The following is a 17145-nucleotide window of genomic DNA, read 5'->3' on the forward strand; positions in this document are numbered from 1 at the left end:
ATTACTTCTGAGCTGATTGCATAACCTTGTTTAAAGGAGATGTTCTTGATGAAATTTGATTTACACACCCATCATTTCCGCTGTGGCCATGCTGATGGAACGATTAGAGATTATATCGAAGCTGGGATTGCCGCTGGATTGGGCGTTATAGGTATTTCCGATCATACTCCCTATTTCGGAGATCCATCCGATCAGGCTTTTCCCAAAATCGCAATGGCTAAATCCGAATTTGCTAATTATGTAGATGATGTTCTCTCCCTCAAAAAAGAGTACGAAGGCGTTATCGACGTCCTGTTAGGCATCGAATCAGATTACTTCCCCGAACATGCTGAGATATACCGCAAAACATTATCCGCCTACCCTTTTGATTATGTGATTGGATCGGTACATAGTGTTGGTGGAGTCAGCATTTTTAACAAAGGGCGCTGGAAAAACCTTAGCAAAAATGAGAAGATCCGCGTGAAGTCTGAATATTACCGGTTGATTGCTGATTCCGCACGCAGTGGTATGTTCCAAATACTCGGGCATATTGATGCGATGAAGGGGAATTATCCTGCTTTTTCCGAAATTCCTGCACCTCAGCCGATTGACGATTGTCTGCGTGTAATTAGTGAATGTGACGTGGCCATCGAAATCAATACCTCAGGCGGAACTAAGCTGGTCGGCGGCTGGTATCCCTCTGAAGATATTCTGGAGCGGGCACTACATTTTGGCGTAGAGGTTAGTTTCGGTTCGGATGCACATAAGCCGTCCCGGGTCGCTGAGGATCGTGATGCGGTAGCTGCACAGCTCAAAGCAATAGGCTTTACACACTGGGTTTATTACAAGCAGCGCCAAAAAGTCAAAGTTTCTCTGTAATCAAGCCTAAACGCCTTCAACGTCCCTATAAGGACGGTAAGCGTTAAAGCGAGAAATTAAATAATGCACCAAGCGTTATTGGTTTAGGGGCAGGGTTCACCCTCCGTTAAACCAATCTCAGCTTGGTGCATTTTTTTGTTTATTTACAGATTATCACAGCTAAAACCTTGTTGTTTCAGCGTACGTTTCGCATCTCCATATTCCGGGTTGATCTCATAAAAATGAGCAATCGTACTGGTCCAATCTCTCTCCGTCATCCCCTGCTGCTGCAAGTATTCACGGTGGGTTTGATTATATGCCTCCAGGAGGCCTTGTACATCCGGATTGTATTGCTCCTCATGAAATATAGCTTCCAGCGGCAGCCGCGGCTTCTGAGAAACCTCCTCCGCTGGGTATCCCACGCAGAGACCGACGACAGGGAATACGTACTCCGGCAGCTTCAGCAGTTCAATCACACCTGCTGTGTTGCGGCGTACACCTCCAATAGGAATGATGCCCAGTCCCATGGATTCCGCCGCTGCAATCGCGTTAGACAATGAGATTCCCACATCTGTAGCTCCAACCAAAAGCGCATCCACATCTTTTACGGCTTCAAAAGACTTGCCTTCCAGCTCACTAGCTACTTTAGCTCTATAAAAATCCATGCAAAACACCAAAAAAACCGGTGCTGCCGCTACATGTTTCTGATTTCCGCACAAAACTGAAAGCTGCTGCTTACGCGCAGGATCTTTGATGGCGATTATCGATACCTGCTGTCCATGAACCCATGACGGTGCGGCTTGAGCCGATTCAATCATTGTTTGTAGCTTCTCTGGCTCCACAGGCTGGTTTGAATATTGCCGGAAAGAACGATGATTTTTTAATGTTTGTACCACTTCATTCAAAATGTTAGGCCTCCTTGGTCATTCCAATCCATAGTATGTTAATCATAAACGATCGGATTCGGTACTGCCAATCACTTACGCTACTCTTTTCAAACAAAAAAAATGGACCCGAATCATCGGGTCCCAAAGCAGTATATTTTTAAAAGGGGGTCATGTACTTAGTTTAACCGCACACTGTTAGAGTTTGATAACGGCATTATTTCATTTGTGTAACAATGTGAATACTTTCATTACATCGTCCAAGGAGCCGACTTTGGGCATCACCCGCTCCAGCTTCATACCGTTCTTGAGCATCACACGTTCCGATCTAATATTATCTCCTGTGCAGCGTCCTTCGATCCTTGTTATCCCAAGGGTATGAACACTATAGTTCAAAAACAAACCCACGGCCTCCGTCGCCAGCCCGCATCCCCACCATGCCGGGTCCAGCATATATCCTAAGGTAGCTGTGCCCTCACGGCGGTTCCAATTCTGCAAAGCCACTATACCGATCAACCGCTGCTGCCCCTTTAAATAGATCCCGGCATGCAGCGCACAAGGATCGAAGGCAAATAACATCCGGTTTACCAGCTTCTCCACCTGGGCAGATACTGATCCAGGGCCGGAGCGTACTAGAATATGGCGCTGCACATCTGGATGGGAGAGCAGCTGCCGCAAAGCTAAAACATCCTCAGGCATGATCAGCCTCAGATCTACCGCTAAACCATGTTGTGTCTCTAACAACACTGCTCCATAGGTGCTCATCTTCTCTCCCCTTCCGTGCAGCTAAAATTCCAGCCTAATCAGCTCATGGACCGATGCAGCGTCAGAACCGTTAATTCTGGCCTACACAATAACCGAAAAGGCATGTATGTCTCTCCAAACCCTCTATTCACATACACAGGCATGGCTTTGTCTTCTGTATAATACAATCCATTTATGTATTTAAGTGATCCATAAGGTGTAAATGGCGCACCTATAAAGGGCAGACGAATTTGTCCGCCATGACTGTGCCCGGAAAGCTGTAGATCAAATGAATAGGCCTGTGCGGTATCCGCATAATCCGGCTCATGCATCAAAAGAACGTTAAAGGTTCCTTCAGGAACACCAGCAATTGCTTTCGCTGGGTCGGGTTTACCGTGTAACAGATCATCCAGACCCGTAACCGCCATAACTGCCCCGCCTCTTTTTAGAAGGTAGGATTTATTCCTTAGCACCCGGAAGCCCGCAGACTCCAGCAGCTCGGTAACAAGCTGGGTATTCTTGTAATCATGATTGCCTAATATCGCAAATTTACCCAATGGCGCACTTAACGCTGCCAGCACCGGTACGGCTTCAACAAGATCCTCAGGATTGCTGTCCACAATGTCACCCGTGAAGCAAATAAGATCCGGTTCAGCTTTACTTATATGTTTAGCGAGCCGGGCGAGATCCCTGGCATCCTTATTAAATCCGAGATGCGTATCACTGAAATGAACAAGCTTCATCCCTGAAAAAGCGGAAGGAAGCTCCTTAAAGCGCAAGTCCAGCTTAGTGACCTCAATCCAGTTCGGCTCCCCCTGCCATGCATATCCGCTTGTAAGCAATCCTGCGCCGATTACAGCAGCCGCACCCCGAGTCAGGAACTGCCGGCGGGTAATTGTTGACTCGCCACCAGAACGCCCCTTAGAGGTGTCCTTGTGGATCTTATCGCCATTCTTATTGGGAGAAGCCCCAGACGATTGTATCTTCATAGGGAGATTCTCCTTTCTTTACCTTTTCCCCGAAAAACAGATGGTCCAAATAATAACTTATATATTATTCCGGGCAGTTAGAACAATCCGGCATTCTTCTTCCGGAGTTTCGCTGTAAGCGCGTGCAATCCCTTTTTTTGCGATTTCTGATTTTTGAACTCGTCTCAGCATAAATGCTACTTCCAGCGTTTTTTCAAAAGGAAACGGTTCAAGCATTAACGTTGACTTATCCTGCCACTCCGCTGTGATGACACGACCTGACGTAAAACTGAAATCTTCAGTACCTGAGAACCCTTCACGCCACCATGGATGCTCCTCTGATTTCGGACACCCCGGCTCATTTAAGGCCAAATACAAGGACAGATCATCGCAGAATTCTAAAAGGCGGGCATCATAATACAGCTCATCTTCCCCAATAGGCTTAGAAGCTTCAAGTTCCCGATGGATACGTGCTCTGCGTTCCTCTTCATGTTCTTGATATAAAGTAAGTTCTGGATAATCGAGTCCCGCTATCTTAATAAGCCGTTCAAAATGCAAGCTGCACAGCAACGCTCCGTACGGTGTGTGTTCCTCGATCTCATCTAATCCACGCTTATAAAAGGTCAACTTAGGCACTACAGGAAAATCAATAAAGGTGTAGGGTGCTTGCTCCGCATCATTCCAGAAAGGGGTCTCATCGAGATCAATCCAACCCCTATCATGCTGGGCTACTGCCCACAGTACCTCTTCCCGGCGTCCTTCAGTTGGCACATGCTGCTCTTTGAACCCAATGGCCAGCTCTCCGGCAAGTTTCCCGTGATCATGCTGCTTAACCATTACAATTGCTCCATCTTGCTCCCGACAAATCACGATTATTCCTCCTTGTTCCACAGCTAACATTACGTTAACAATGGATATTATAGCATAAATTGGTCAATGTTCTGAACCTGCTCCAGCCCTGCAAGACTTTCCCGCCACAAGCAGATAAGAGAGTCATAACAACATAAAAAAAGCTACCCCCCAGCGAATGGAATCCACTTTGAGGATAGCTCAATAGATAAACATTTGGCGGTACTATTAATTACACACCTAACCAACGTTTGAACATATGCTTCGTTGTTTGCTTGTTAATTTCTGCAATGGATGTCGTAAGAGGTATTCCCTTTGGACAAGCGCGTACACAGTTCTGTGAGTTACCACAGCCATCGATCCCGCCATCCTCCATCAGAGCATCCAATCTTTCGTCAGCGTTCATTTCACCTGTAGGATGAGCATTGAACAGACGTACTTGAGAAATGGCTGCCGGTCCGATGAAATCCGTCTTTTCGTTGACATTCGGGCAAGCCTCCAAACATACGCCACAGGTCATACATTTGGATAATTCATAGGCCCACTGCCGTTTTTTCTCCGGCATCCGCGGTCCCGGTCCAAGATCGTACGTACCGTCAATCGGAATCCATGCTTTCACCCTTTTTAGTGCATTGAACATCCGGGTACGGTCAATGACTAAGTCACGCACCACCGGAAATGTCTTCATAGGCTCAATTCGTACAGGCTGCTCCAGATTGTCTATAAGTGCAGCGCAGGCTTGGCGGGGTTTGCCATTAATCACCATGGAGCAAGCTCCGCACACTTCTTCTAAACAGTTGGAATCCCAGCATACGGGAACTGTGCTGTCACCTTTGGCATTCACAGGGTTACGCTGAATTTCCATCAAAGCACTGATCACATTCATACCTGGACGATAAGGAAGTTCAAATTCCTCGACATACGATGAACTTTGTGGATCGTCCTGGCGGGTGATGATAAACTTTACGTTTTTGGGAGCTGCAGCTGTTTCCGCCATAATGGTTCCCTCCTAAAATTGCCTGATTTTATTTCATGAAGCTTGCCTCGCAAGCTATTCTGTTTCTGGAAAGCATTAATCCTTCGAATAATCGCGTACCCGTGGAGGAATCAGCGAGACATCCACTTCGTCGTAGGAGATTTGTGGACCCTCTGCAGTCCAGGCTGCTTTTGTGGTCTTCAAGAACTCCTCATCATTACGATTCGGGAATTCCGGTTTGTAATGTGCACCACGGCTCTCATTGCGCATAAGCGCTCCAAGTGTCATCGCTTCGGACAGCTCCAGCATATTCCAGAGCTGGCGAGTGAAGGCCACACCTTGGTTATTCCAGCGCGATGCATCATTCATATTGATCTTGCGATAACGCTCCTTAAGCTCTTTGATTTTACCAATAGTCGCTTCCAGCTTCGGATTGTGCCGCACCACGGTCATATTAGCGGTCATCCATTCGCCCAGTTCCTTGTGGATCACATAAGCATTCTCTGTCCCTGACATTGCCAATAGAGACTCATATTTGTCCGTTTGCTTTTTGTGGAAGCTATCGAATACGGAAGAAGAGATATCCTGCGATGATTTCTTCAGGCCTTTAATGTATTCAACAGCCTTTGGTCCTGCGACCATACCGCCGTAAATAGCAGATACCAGAGAGTTGGCGCCTAGACGGTTCGCTCCGTGATATTGATATTCACATTCTCCGGCTGCAAAAAGACCCGGAACGTTCGTCATTTGATTGTAATCAACCCACATGCCGCCCATAGAATAGTGCACAGCCGGGAAGATCTTCATTGGTATTTTACGGGGATCATCCCCCATGAATTTTTCGTAAATTTCAATAATCCCGCCAAGCTTCACGTCCAGCTCTTTCGGATCCTTGTGAGAGAGGTCCAAATACACCATGTTCTCACCATTAATGCCCAGCCCTTGATCCACACACACATTAAAAATTTCACGTGTAGCAATATCGCGCGGCACCAAGTTACCGTAGGACGGATATTTTTCTTCGAGGAAATACCACGGTTTCCCGTCTTTATAAGTCCAGATACGGCCGCCCTCGCCACGTGCCGATTCCGACATCAGGCGGAGCTTGTCATCTCCCGGAATAGCCGTTGGGTGAATCTGGATAAATTCTCCGTTGGCATAATGTACGCCCTGTTGGTATACCGCACTTGCGGCTGTCCCTGTATTAATTACGGAGTTCGTTGTTTTGCCAAAAATAATACCCGGCCCGCCGCTTGCCAAAATAACAGCATCCGCAGGAAAAGTCTCAATCTCCATCGTCTTAAGATTCTGGGCACTGATGCCGCGGCATACACCTTCGTCGTCGATGATAGCTGAAAGGAACTCCCAGTTCTCGCGTTTAGTTACGAGACCTTCAGCTTCCCAGCGGCGCACCTGCTCATCCAACGCGTACAGCAGCTGTTGGCCTGTAGTCGCGCCGGCAAAAGCTGTACGGTGCCGCTTCGTTCCGCCGAAACGACGGAAGTCGAGCAGACCTTCCGGTGTGCGGTTGAACATAACGCCCATCCGGTCCATAAGGTGAATGATACCTGGCGCAGCTTCACACATCGCCTTAACCGGCGGCTGATTCGCCAAAAAGTCACCGCCATAGACGGTGTCGTCAAAATGCTCCCAAGGGGAGTCGCCCTCACCTTTGGTATTTACAGCGCCATTGATGCCGCCTTGCGCACATACGGAGTGTGATCTTTTTACAGGAACTAATGAGAATAAATGGACATGCGCACCGGCTTCCGCTGCCTTGATGGTAGCCATCAGGCCGGCCAGGCCGCCGCCCACGATAATGATATCGGATGTTGCCATGATAGTTCACTCCTTTTATCGAAAATATCAGAAAGGATTCTTAAATTAAATGAAGGTCTTTATGGACTGGGCAATGGTTGCTGCAGTTTGAAATTCACTGTCACGGAAAGTAACCAGCGAAATCAGGAACATGAAAGTTACTAATACAAATATGCCAAGACAGAGGTAAGAAGATACCCGCTGTGCACGTGGACCTACGGTAATTCCCCAGCTGATCAAGAAAGACCAGAGACCGTTCGAGAAGTGGAAGCATGCAGCAACGATACCGATAATATACAGTGTCAGCAGAAGTGGCTGAGTCACGATATCATGCATCAGACCGCCTAATTCTTCGTGCTCCACATTACCCACCGCCACCTGAACCCGTGTTTGGAACAAGTGCCAGACGATAAAGATGAAGGTAACAATACCTGTAATCCGTTGCAGGGTATAACGCCAGTTTCTTTCAATGTTGAAACGGTTCAAGTTCGGCTTGGATTGATACGCAATATAAAGTCCGTATACCCCATGGTACAGCAGAGGAAGCCATATACCGAACAATTCCAGGAAGAAGACGAGCGGCAGGCTGTTCAGCCATAACACGCTGTCAGTGAAACCGGAAGCGCCACCCTCTACAGCCGCAAAATTCGTCATCATGTGCTCAATGAAGAAGGCTCCAAGTGGGATAACGCCTAGCAAGGAATGAATCTTTCTGGAATAAAATCCTTTCATACAAAGTAACCCCTTTCCGATTAAAACAGCGTTTTCATTAATGGGTATTCACCGCCGGAACTACATTTGACACAGGATAACGTTGACAATCCAATGACATAATTCCTTAATTTACCGTTATCCTAGAGTTTACCGGACTTAGTTTTATTTTTCACAAAATGTGAATATCTTGTGTCACTTTTCATGTTACTCTTTTTTCGCTTATAAGGGAATTGCAATCTAATTATTAAACGTTATACAATAAACGCATAAGAATAGATTTTATATGATAATAATTCTCATTTAGCAAAACAACATTTTCCGACATAACCTGATTTTCCTTATGTAATAAGAACAGTTACTCTTACGGCTATGAATTTCATCACTACTGATCGTACATCGCATTAGGAGAGGAACTCAATTATGTTTGACGATTTAGATGTTTTTGCAGCAGTTGTGGAACATTCCAGCTTAAACCGGGCCTCACGCCAGCTCAATCTATCCCAGCCCGCCTTGTCTCGCAAAATTTCTAAACTCGAGGAACGTCTGGGGGTCGCACTGTTTAATCGTTATGGCAAACGACTGGAGTTAACCGAGGTTGGGCGTCTCACTTATTCCTATGCGCTTGAACAACGGCAGCAGCGTTCCAAGTTTCTGGAGGCTCTTTCCAAATTCAAAGAGGGGGAGCCAAGGCTTGTCACCTTGGGGGCTAGTCTTACCTCCCTGCAGACCACGCTTCCGCCGCTGGTAAACGCTTATATGGACAAATATCCGACCGCAGAGCTGAAGCTGATCACAGGCCGAACGCATGAGATCGTATCCTCAGTTAGTGAGGGAAAATCAGATGTAGGTCTGATCGCTTCCTCTATTCAAGAACCCGGGTTGCGCTGCATTTCTCTATTTGAGGATCAACTGCGACTAGTCGTCTCAGAGCAGCATCCTTTAAATTTATCTTCCAAGCTAACCATGGATAATCTATCCCGGCTGCCTATGATTCTCTTCTCAAAGGGGACCTGGTACCGGCGTCTGACGGACGATCTATTCCAGCGCTGCGGGATTGATCCCGATGTGCGCATGGAGATTGACTCCTTCGAAGCCATCGTACGGCTGCTTCCGACCGTCAAAGCGGCTGCGTTACTGCCAAAGTCTTATCTGCGTCCAGAACTGCTGAACGGCGGCGGGCTGGTGTCCTTACATATCAAGGAGCTGGAGCAAACTCAACGGACCACCTGCCTGATCTACCGTGACGATGGAAGCATGAGCACGGCGGCTCGCAGTCTGGTGCAAGTTACCGAAGAGATGTTTCTGACAGAACGTGAGCAGTAAAGCCGGACCAAATGAATCAAGGGGCGCACCTAGTGATCTCCAAATGAGGCAATAAGTGAAGTACTTATAGCGTAATTAGGGAATTTCTCCCTGAAGTTCAGAGATTTCTGTTCAGCAGACTTAAAATTAGGGAAAACTTCCCTAATTTTCGGCCGATTCAGTAACTAATAAAGGAATCCCTCTGTTTATTAGGGAGGAATTCCCTAATGTCGTTCATTTAGAGCGAATAGTGGCTATTTTCAGGGAGTTTTTCCCCAACTAGTTTAAAACCCACTCTGTACATCGCACAAACAAAGAACACATATCGCTTTTCGCCACACATATTTCACCGTCACAGATACCACAAATCATCTAATTGCAAGCCGTACGATAACCATACCTAGCAAGTCGCGCACCGACCAAACCAACATTATAGAACACTACGCATGGTCCATAGTCATATGGCATATTAAAATCCAATACGTTTCCTACTCTTTACTCCATAAAAAAGAAGCTGCCCCCAAGTAGAATTCACTACTTTTGAGTCAGCTTCTTTTCCTATGATTCTTGGTTCACAACTTCACTCTCAAAACGGTCAATACTTTCATTAGGACCAATGAGTACCATAACATCGCCTTCACTTAAATAATCATGGGCAGTTGGAGCGACGATTATTCCACTTTCCCTATTTAGGGCAACAATACTGCAGCCATATTTAGCTCTTGTATTTAAATCAGACAAGCTTCTGCCGTTCATGCAGGACGGTACGGTCAGCTCGACAATTTTATAATCCTTGGACAGTTCAATATAATCCAGCAAATTGGGCGTCACCAGCTGATGTGCCACACGAATCCCCATATCCCGCTCCGGAAAAATAACCCGATCAACCCCCAGCCGCGACAGTGCGCGGCCATGAAGGATAGAGATTGCCTTAGCCACCACTTGCTTGACTCCAATCTCCTTCAACAAAATGGCCGCCAGAATGCTTCTCTCCATATTGTCACCAATCGCAACAATCCCACAATCAAAGTTCCGTACACCAAGCGAGCGCATAATTCCCTCATCTGTAGCATCTGCTACTACCGTATGCGTCAGCTGATCGCTCATTTCCTCCACGCGTTCTTCATGGTGGTCAATGCCGAGCACCTCGTAGCCCATTTCCATCAGCTCAAGCGCCAGGCTTGAACCGAAGCGACCTAAGCCGATTACTACAAATTGCTGTGCTTTCATTTCTAATTAACTCCTATCCAATAATTATTTTACCTTCCGGATACTTATACAGTGGTTTACCCTGTTTGGGACCGAGTGCATACGCTAAGGTTAGTGGACCTAGCCGACCTGCAAACATCGTCAGACAGAGTAGAATCTTACCGATCGCTGACAGTTCCGGAGTTAGCCCCATAGTCAGTCCTACCGTAGCAAAGGCGGAGGTCGTCTCAAACAAGATTGCCAAGAAATTACTGTCTTCAGTTGTGGAGAGTATCATCGACACAGAGGCGATTAACAACAAAGCCAGCAGCGTGATCGTTAATGCCTTGTAGATGCGCTCTTGAGCCAGCCGATAACGGAACAACACAACATCTTCCCGTCCACGCAGCATAGCAATTACAGCACCAATCATCATCGTAAAGGTTGTTGTCTTAATCCCCCCGCCCGTTGAGCCCGGAGAAGCACCAATAAACATAAGAATCACTATAAAAAATTGTGTAGCCTGCCGAAGTCCAGCAATATCTACTGTGTTCGCGCCAGCCGTACGGGGAGACACGGATTGAAAGAAGGCCGATAATATTTTACCGCCGAAATTCAGTGAACCCAGGGTACGAGTGTTAGTAAACTCAAATATAAAAATAACCAAAGCTCCGATCAGAATCAGCCCTGTACTGGTGGACAGGACAACTTTACTATGTAGAGACAGCCTGCGGGTTACCCGAAACTCCACCAGATCTGACATTACAATAAAACCAATCCCGCCGGAGACAATCAGAAACATCACAATAATATTCACAAGCGGATCATATACATAATCAGTTAAACTGCGAAAATCCCCAAAAATATCGAACCCCGCATTATTAAACATAGACACCGCATGAAATATGCCATAATAAATCGCTTTTCCCAACGGCATATCAAAAGCCCAGCGAATAGACAGCAGCACAGCGGCACAGCCTTCTATGACAAGAGAATATATGAGGACTCTCCGGATCAGTCGCACAATTCCTTCCATAGAGCCTTGATTCATGGCTTCCTGTAGGATTAGCCTGTCCCGCAAAGATATTTTACGCTTTAACACCAGTGAAAATAGAGTGGCCATGGTCATAAAACCTAAGCCGCCGATCTGGATCAGAATCATAATTACGGTTTTTCCAAAAATGGTGAACGAAGTTCCGGTATCCAGCACAACAAGCCCTGTAACACAGGTTGCCGACGTTGAAGTAAATAATGCATCAATAAATTCCACGGAATTCCCGCTTGTGCTTGAGATGGGCAGCATAAGCAGCAAGGCCCCTATCAGAATGATCGATGCAAAACCAAGCACCAGTATCTGCGGCGGCGAGAGCTTCAGAAACTTAAATTCAGAAATCCTGCGAAACTGTGAAGCCACTTTGCTCACCTTCTTATCAAAAATTCCAACAAAAAAAGCACTGGAAAACCAATGCTGACTTGGTTCCTGCAGTAAATTAGCCTACGAGGTTAGCTGTCGGATTCGGACTGTGCAGGCTGCCCTATTCGTTCCCAGAACGAAATTCACCCCTGATGAAAGTGCCATTTATCGTGTACACTCCACTTTTCATCACTTCTTATGGTTCCCCCGTTTTCACCAGAAATTCGGCTACTATACAATTGCATACAAATTATATACGTTATTTAGTGAATTCACAAAGACACAATTAATGCTCATTCACATGAAAAAATGCGGTTTAAAGAGACTGCATCAAAAGGAGTGCCTTTTCTCATCACTTTTCCGTGTTTTCCCTGCAATTACACCGATTCTCATCATTCGTGCAGAAATGAACACGATAAAATTCATGGTATAAATTCACATGACTATTCTATACTATCTCTATTACCCATAAAAAGAACATATAATGTTTTTTGTAACCAACCAGGCACTAATACTATAATGGAACATAACATTGTCAGTACATAACAAGGAGGCGTTACATGAATCCCGTCGGCCAGCCCTTACAGCAACGTGCCCTCTCCAAGAGGCTCATCATCTCGGGCATTATCGGTCTTATTCTATTTATTATGTTTCAGATTTCCCCTTCACTGCTTAGTAGCCCTACAGGTGAAGATACCACCGTCATTAGCAAGGCAGAAGCCCGTGACCAAGCCATATTATTCGCAGAACAAAAGCTCAACTACACCGAAGCACCAAACGATCAATGGAATGTACTTTACCAGACGGACTCTTCCTTTTATGGTTATATGTCTCGCGAGAAGCTTGTGGAGGACTACACCAAGAAAAAATTGGATCAAAACTATCCTTTTGATGTCTTTCGGGCAACGCTTACTCCTTCAGCGGAGCAAGAGCCGCAAATCATCGTTGACCTCAATATGTATACCGGTAAGATTGTCGCTTTCTCAAAGGCTGCAAAAGTTGTCTCCGATGAGGGGCCAGGCATTGCTTCCGTTGGTGCAAAAGAGGACAAGGGAGCTGACCTCACTCTAGCGCAGAAGGAGAATCTTGCTCGTCCTTGGCTTCAAGAATGGGAAGTAAATCCTGCCAAACTACAAATTGAATCGAATACAGGAAGCCATGGGCTAGTATATACGGATAGTACTGTTCAGGTCGGCGAATCCTTATTGCACTATTATTTTGATTTCAGTGGAGAGCAGGTATCCAGCTTTAATGCCGGATTCACTGCACCAGCTTGGCATACCTCCTACGTACAAGGACAGACCTCTTTAGCGGAAAAGCTAACATTATTCGGTTACGGTATACCCACACTGATTTTAGGAATTCTGGCACTCGTCTACAGTATTCTTAGAAGAGAGCATACTTCCTTTAAACGTGGAGTATTCCTAAGCTCAGCCTATTTTGTAATCATGATGATCAGCACCTATAATATGCTGCCTGAATCTACGGGTGAAGGGCTAGAAGCACAGATTACCTCTGTCATTATGTTTATCATTTATGCTTTGTACAGCCTGCTGATGTCCTCCTTGCTCTACTTCTCTTTAGTGGGCGGCAATGGCTTATGGCGAAAAGAGGAAGGCATGAACCCTTGGCCCCGCGCCAAAGAGCCCGGCTATGGACAATATGTGTTGGACAGTATCCGGGCTGGTTACATCTGGGCTTTCGTTCTGCTAGGGGTGCAGACGGTTATGTTCATCATATTATCGTTTACCTTGCACAATTGGTCTACTACAGACGCCACCCAATCTCCTTATAACATGAGATATGCTTGGCTTCTGCCTATCGTCGCATGGCTCGCTGGTTTATCTGAGGAAGCCATTTATCGCTTTTTCGGAATTCCTATGCTGAAAAAGGTGTTCCGGAACACTTTTATCGCTTGCTTGATCACCACGCTGGTTTGGGCGTTTGGCCATACGTTATATCCGATCTATCCCATCAGCTCCCGTCCCATTGAGCTGACTGTAATCGGGCTGCTGTTCAGCTATATTTTCCTTCGTTACGGGTTTATTGCTGTCATGTTCAGCCATGTCGTGTTTGACAGCATCCTGATGGGCGCTACGCTGATCTTTATGAAGGAGAGCGTAAATGTAGGCGCGGGTATCTTCGCGATTATTATGCCGTTCATAGTCGCTTACATCGTCTATCGATTTAATCCACCACAGAAGCCTAAGCCGGTGGAGCCTTCTTCTTTGATTTAAGAAAATAAAAGAGTGTACATCCTATAACAAAATTAAAAAAAGGGGATCATAGCAGCTTTTAATCGCTGCTGTGATCCCCTTTTTCTTTTGTTTCCGTTGCTATGAGGTTGGCTCTTCATCCTTGAGCGCATCAAGAATTTGTCTTGCCAGCTTTTCTCCAATAGAAAGTGTACGGAAATCATCCACCGAGGCTTCTTTAATTTTCTTAAGCGATCCGAAATGCTTAAGCAGCGCTTTACGGCGCTTCTCACCTATACCAGGTATAGAGTCCAGCTTGGAGGTAACCATGGACTTCCCGCGCTGTTCACGGTGGAAGGTGATCGCGAACCTATGGACCTCATCCTGAATCCGTTGCAAAAGGTAAAATTCCTGACTGTCCCGGGCTAGCGCGACAGGCTCTGGCGGATCTCCAACTAAAAGCTGAGCCGTCTTATGCTTATCATCCTTAACAAGGCCGCAGACCGGAATGAATAATCCCAGTTCATTCTCCAGAATATCAATAGCAGAGGAGATTTGCCCTTTCCCTCCATCGACCACGATAAGATCCGGTATCGGAAGATTCTCCTTCAATACCCGTTCATATCGCCGCCGAATGACCTCGCGCATCGTTCCATAATCATCCGCACCCACTACCGTACGAACCTTATATTTACGATACTCTTTTCGTGCAGGCTTGCCATCAATGAAGACAACCATCGCAGAGACCGGGTTAGTCCCCTGAATGTTCGAGTTATCGAACGCCTCAATACGGCTCAAGCGTTCAAGCCCCAAGCTCTCGCCTAAGCTGATCGCTGCTCCAGAGGTACGCTCTTCATCCCGTTCAATCAGCCGGAATTTCTCGTCGATAGCCACTCTTGCATTTTGGCAAGCCATGCCAACCATCTGCTTCTTAAGACCGCGTTGTGGTACAAGCACCTTAATGCCCAGCCACTCCTGCAGAATGGAGGCGCCGCCAGCGGCATCGACGATCCCAGCTTCCGCAGCTTCCTCCGCCGCCGTCGCACGTGCCTCAGCCTCTTCAGCAGATTCAGGAGTATCTTCACCCTGTTGTAAATCCGCTTCTGCTGGAGCAGCTATGGCGATCTCGGGTTTAGTCTCTTTATTAGCCAGAGACTCCTCATCTAGCACATCAGGCAGCAGGATCTCCTGCGGCAAAGCGGGATTATCACTATAATACTGTGTCACATAAGACATAAAGTCACTGTAGGCTTCACCATAGAACGGGAACACGGAGGAATGGCGCTGAATCATCTTCCCTTGTCTCATGTACAGAATCTGCACACACATCCATCCCTTGTCTACAGCATAACCAAATACGTCCCGGTCCTTAGTATCTGTAGTGTTGATCTTCTGCTTTTCCATCAATGCATCGATATGGATAATCTGATCCCGCAGTTCCTTCGCCCGCTCAAAATATAATTCCTCAGCAGCTTCCTGCATTTTTTGCTGTAAATCCTTTTTAACCGCCTCATGACCTCCGCCTAGAAAAGCAGCGATGTCCTGCGTAATCTGCTCATACTCGGATTTCTGAACCTCTTTCTCACACGGTGCCAGACACTGGCCCATGTGATAGTAAAGACAGACCTCCTTTGGCATCACGCCGCATTTACGAAGCGGGTACATACGATCTAGGAGCTTTTTTGTCTGCTGAGCAGCATAAGCATTAGGATAAGGGCCAAAATATTTTGCTTTATCTTTAATCACCCGGCGTGTAACCTCAAGGCGCGGGTGAGTTTCATTCGTTATTTTTATATAAGGAAACGTCTTGTCGTCTTTTAGAAGCACATTATAACGCGGCATATGTTTCTTAATCAGATTACACTCTAGAATGAGCGCTTCCATGTTACTGGACGTAACGATATATTCAAAATCAGCAATATTAGCGACAAGCCGCTGCGTTTTACCATTATGACTGCCTGTAAAATAAGACCGCACCCGATTCTTGAGTACCTTCGCTTTGCCCACATAAATAATAGTGCCTTCCTGATTCTTCATCAGATAGCAGCCAGGCAGATCGGGTAGTAGTGCCAGTTTATTGCGGATATTGTCCAAAATGATCCCCTCCAGCTAAATTGGACCCATGATTAGTTGGCATTCAGCACACAAAACGCCTCCGGAATGAACCGAAGGCGCTGAGTGGCAGGGCCGAGGCCCGAACAGTAGCATCTATCAATTATTGATGTTTTGCTACGATATTTTTCAGGGATTCTTTGGAGTTCAGTCCCACAACTTTATCTACCGGTTGACCATCTTTGAAGAAGATCAGAGTTGGGATACTCATAACACCAAAACGGGAAGCCGTTTCCGGATTCTCATCCACATTCAATTTTGCAATTTTCACGTCGTCTCCGAGCTCTGTGGACAATTCATCCAAGATTGGAGCGAGCATTTTACAAGGACCACACCAAGGAGCCCAGAAGTCTACTACTACAGTACCTTGACCTTCCACTTCGTTACTGAAGGATTGGTCAGACACGTTCACGATAGCCATGATATTGTTCCTCCTTTAAGTTTTGCGAAGCATTACGCACATCTTAAGCCAAAGCTTAGTTCATGGAAGCTGCTCCGAAATATGAGTTAATAAATTGTTTCATGTAATATGATAACCAAATTACCACTTACCGACACATTACAAGTATAACATATCTTTATGGGATATGTGAAATATCACTCGCAATTATATTGCCTTCAATGTATTTTTTTTGCGTACTCTTTTCTTTACAACCTCCCCAGCATTTCGGTATACTTAAAGAAAGCGCATTAATTGTCAATGACTTATTTCATAAACAAATGTCAATTTGCATCTAATAATACAGGGCTTGTCCCTGTAAGGAGGCAGAAACTATGGATGTTAACGCGCAAGTACGGGACCCACGAGAACATATCAACGAAGAACCCCGCAATGATCTTGGGGATTTAATGACCGGATTTTTCGGAATGACCACGTTTATGACGGTTGTCTTTTTCGGAATGGTCATCCTTAAATTCATTCTCTCGGAATAAAGGAATCATCGCACAATAAAAAGAAGCTGTCTCAAAAGTAGTGAATGCTACTTATGGGACGGCTTCTTTTTTTGAGAATAATGGGGGAAAACCTCCCTGATTATAGCCGATAATTGCTATAAATGAACGGAATCAGGGAATTCCTCCCTAATAATCGGGAGAATATCTGTTTTCGCTGACGAATCAGTTCATTTTTAGGGAGATATTCCCT

At 46.0% G+C, this 17145-nt stretch carries 15 protein-coding genes and 1 riboswitch; of the genes, 4 read left to right on the forward strand and 11 right to left on the reverse strand.

The window, feature by feature from the left end:
* The first annotated feature begins 48 nt into the window (after positions 1-48).
* The gene (locus NST25_RS25740) at positions 49-858 is read left to right on the forward strand and encodes a histidinol-phosphatase (RefSeq protein WP_076193295.1); all 810 of its coding nucleotides are present in this window, start codon (positions 49-51) and stop codon (positions 856-858) included.
* A 143-nt stretch (positions 859-1001) separates the two neighbouring features.
* On the opposite strand, the gene NST25_RS25745 is transcribed toward NST25_RS25740, so the two are convergent.
* The 7 genes from NST25_RS25745 to NST25_RS25775 all read right to left on the reverse strand — a co-directional run bounded on the left by NST25_RS25745 (position 1002) and on the right by NST25_RS25775 (position 7808).
* On the reverse strand, positions 1002-1733 hold the full coding sequence (locus NST25_RS25745; protein ID WP_254847707.1) for an NADPH-dependent oxidoreductase: 732 nt from the start codon (positions 1731-1733) through the stop codon (positions 1002-1004).
* Positions 1734-1943: 210 nt separating this feature from the next.
* Positions 1944-2486 (reverse strand): GNAT family N-acetyltransferase, encoded by a 543-nt coding sequence (locus NST25_RS25750; protein ID WP_076184756.1) that lies wholly within the window; start codon positions 2484-2486, stop codon positions 1944-1946.
* 38 nt (positions 2487-2524) lie between these two features.
* On the reverse strand, positions 2525-3454 hold the full coding sequence (locus NST25_RS25755) for a metallophosphoesterase (protein WP_081386412.1): 930 nt from the start codon (positions 3452-3454) through the stop codon (positions 2525-2527).
* A 57-nt stretch (positions 3455-3511) separates the two neighbouring features.
* On the reverse strand, positions 3512-4303 hold the full coding sequence (locus NST25_RS25760) for a DUF3891 family protein (protein ID WP_076218137.1): 792 nt from the start codon (positions 4301-4303) through the stop codon (positions 3512-3514).
* A 211-nt stretch (positions 4304-4514) separates the two neighbouring features.
* Positions 4515-5279 carry a succinate dehydrogenase iron-sulfur subunit gene (gene sdhB, locus NST25_RS25765; RefSeq protein ID WP_036679800.1) on the reverse strand — a complete coding sequence of 255 codons (765 nt, stop codon included), beginning with the start codon at positions 5277-5279 and terminating at the stop codon, positions 4515-4517.
* 75 nt (positions 5280-5354) lie between these two features.
* Entirely contained in the window at positions 5355-7097 is a 1743-nt protein-coding gene (gene sdhA, locus NST25_RS25770) for a succinate dehydrogenase flavoprotein subunit (RefSeq protein WP_076127961.1), read from the reverse strand.
* Positions 7098-7142: 45 nt separating this feature from the next.
* The gene (locus NST25_RS25775; protein ID WP_036679804.1) at positions 7143-7808 is read right to left on the reverse strand and encodes a succinate dehydrogenase cytochrome b558 subunit; all 666 of its coding nucleotides are present in this window, start codon (positions 7806-7808) and stop codon (positions 7143-7145) included.
* 402 nt (positions 7809-8210) lie between these two features.
* Here NST25_RS25775 and NST25_RS25780 point away from each other — a divergent pair, with 402 nt between their 5' ends.
* Positions 8211-9113 (forward strand): LysR family transcriptional regulator, encoded by a 903-nt coding sequence (locus tag NST25_RS25780; RefSeq protein WP_036679806.1) that lies wholly within the window; start codon positions 8211-8213, stop codon positions 9111-9113.
* Positions 9114-9650: 537 nt separating this feature from the next.
* Here NST25_RS25780 and NST25_RS25785 read toward each other — a convergent pair.
* Together NST25_RS25785 and NST25_RS25790 are read right to left on the reverse strand one after the other, a co-directional pair.
* Entirely contained in the window at positions 9651-10322 is a 672-nt protein-coding gene (locus NST25_RS25785; protein WP_036679808.1) for a TrkA family potassium uptake protein, read from the reverse strand.
* A gap of 13 nt (positions 10323-10335) precedes the next feature.
* Entirely contained in the window at positions 10336-11694 is a 1359-nt protein-coding gene (locus NST25_RS25790; RefSeq protein ID WP_249267754.1) for a TrkH family potassium uptake protein, read from the reverse strand.
* Between the two features lie 64 nt (positions 11695-11758).
* A riboswitch (cyclic di-AMP (ydaO/yuaA leader) is annotated at positions 11759-11934 on the reverse strand.
* 320 nt (positions 11935-12254) lie between these two features.
* On the opposite strand from NST25_RS25790, the gene NST25_RS25795 reads away from it, so the two are divergent.
* Positions 12255-13931, forward strand: a complete 1677-nt coding sequence (locus NST25_RS25795) for a CPBP family intramembrane glutamic endopeptidase (RefSeq protein WP_340392771.1) — start codon at positions 12255-12257, stop codon at positions 13929-13931.
* Positions 13932-14030: 99 nt separating this feature from the next.
* Here NST25_RS25795 and uvrC read toward each other — a convergent pair whose 3' ends face one another.
* Together uvrC and trxA are read right to left on the reverse strand one after the other, a co-directional pair.
* Positions 14031-15983, reverse strand: coding sequence for an excinuclease ABC subunit UvrC (gene uvrC / locus NST25_RS25800; RefSeq protein WP_340392773.1), 1953 nt, complete (start codon positions 15981-15983; stop codon positions 14031-14033).
* Between the two features lie 121 nt (positions 15984-16104).
* Complete coding sequence (gene trxA, locus NST25_RS25805) at positions 16105-16422, reverse strand: thioredoxin (protein ID WP_036679814.1); 318 nt, start codon at positions 16420-16422, stop codon at positions 16105-16107.
* 353 nt (positions 16423-16775) lie between these two features.
* Between trxA and NST25_RS25810 the strand changes: the two genes are divergently transcribed.
* Positions 16776-16934, forward strand: coding sequence for a YqzM family protein (locus NST25_RS25810; protein ID WP_094902239.1), 159 nt, complete (start codon positions 16776-16778; stop codon positions 16932-16934).
* Positions 16935-17145 lie beyond the last annotated feature (211 nt).

It is taken from the genome of Paenibacillus sp. FSL E2-0190 (genome assembly GCF_037992965.1).
Taxonomy (GTDB): domain Bacteria; phylum Bacillota; class Bacilli; order Paenibacillales; family Paenibacillaceae; genus Paenibacillus_AQ; species Paenibacillus_AQ odorifer.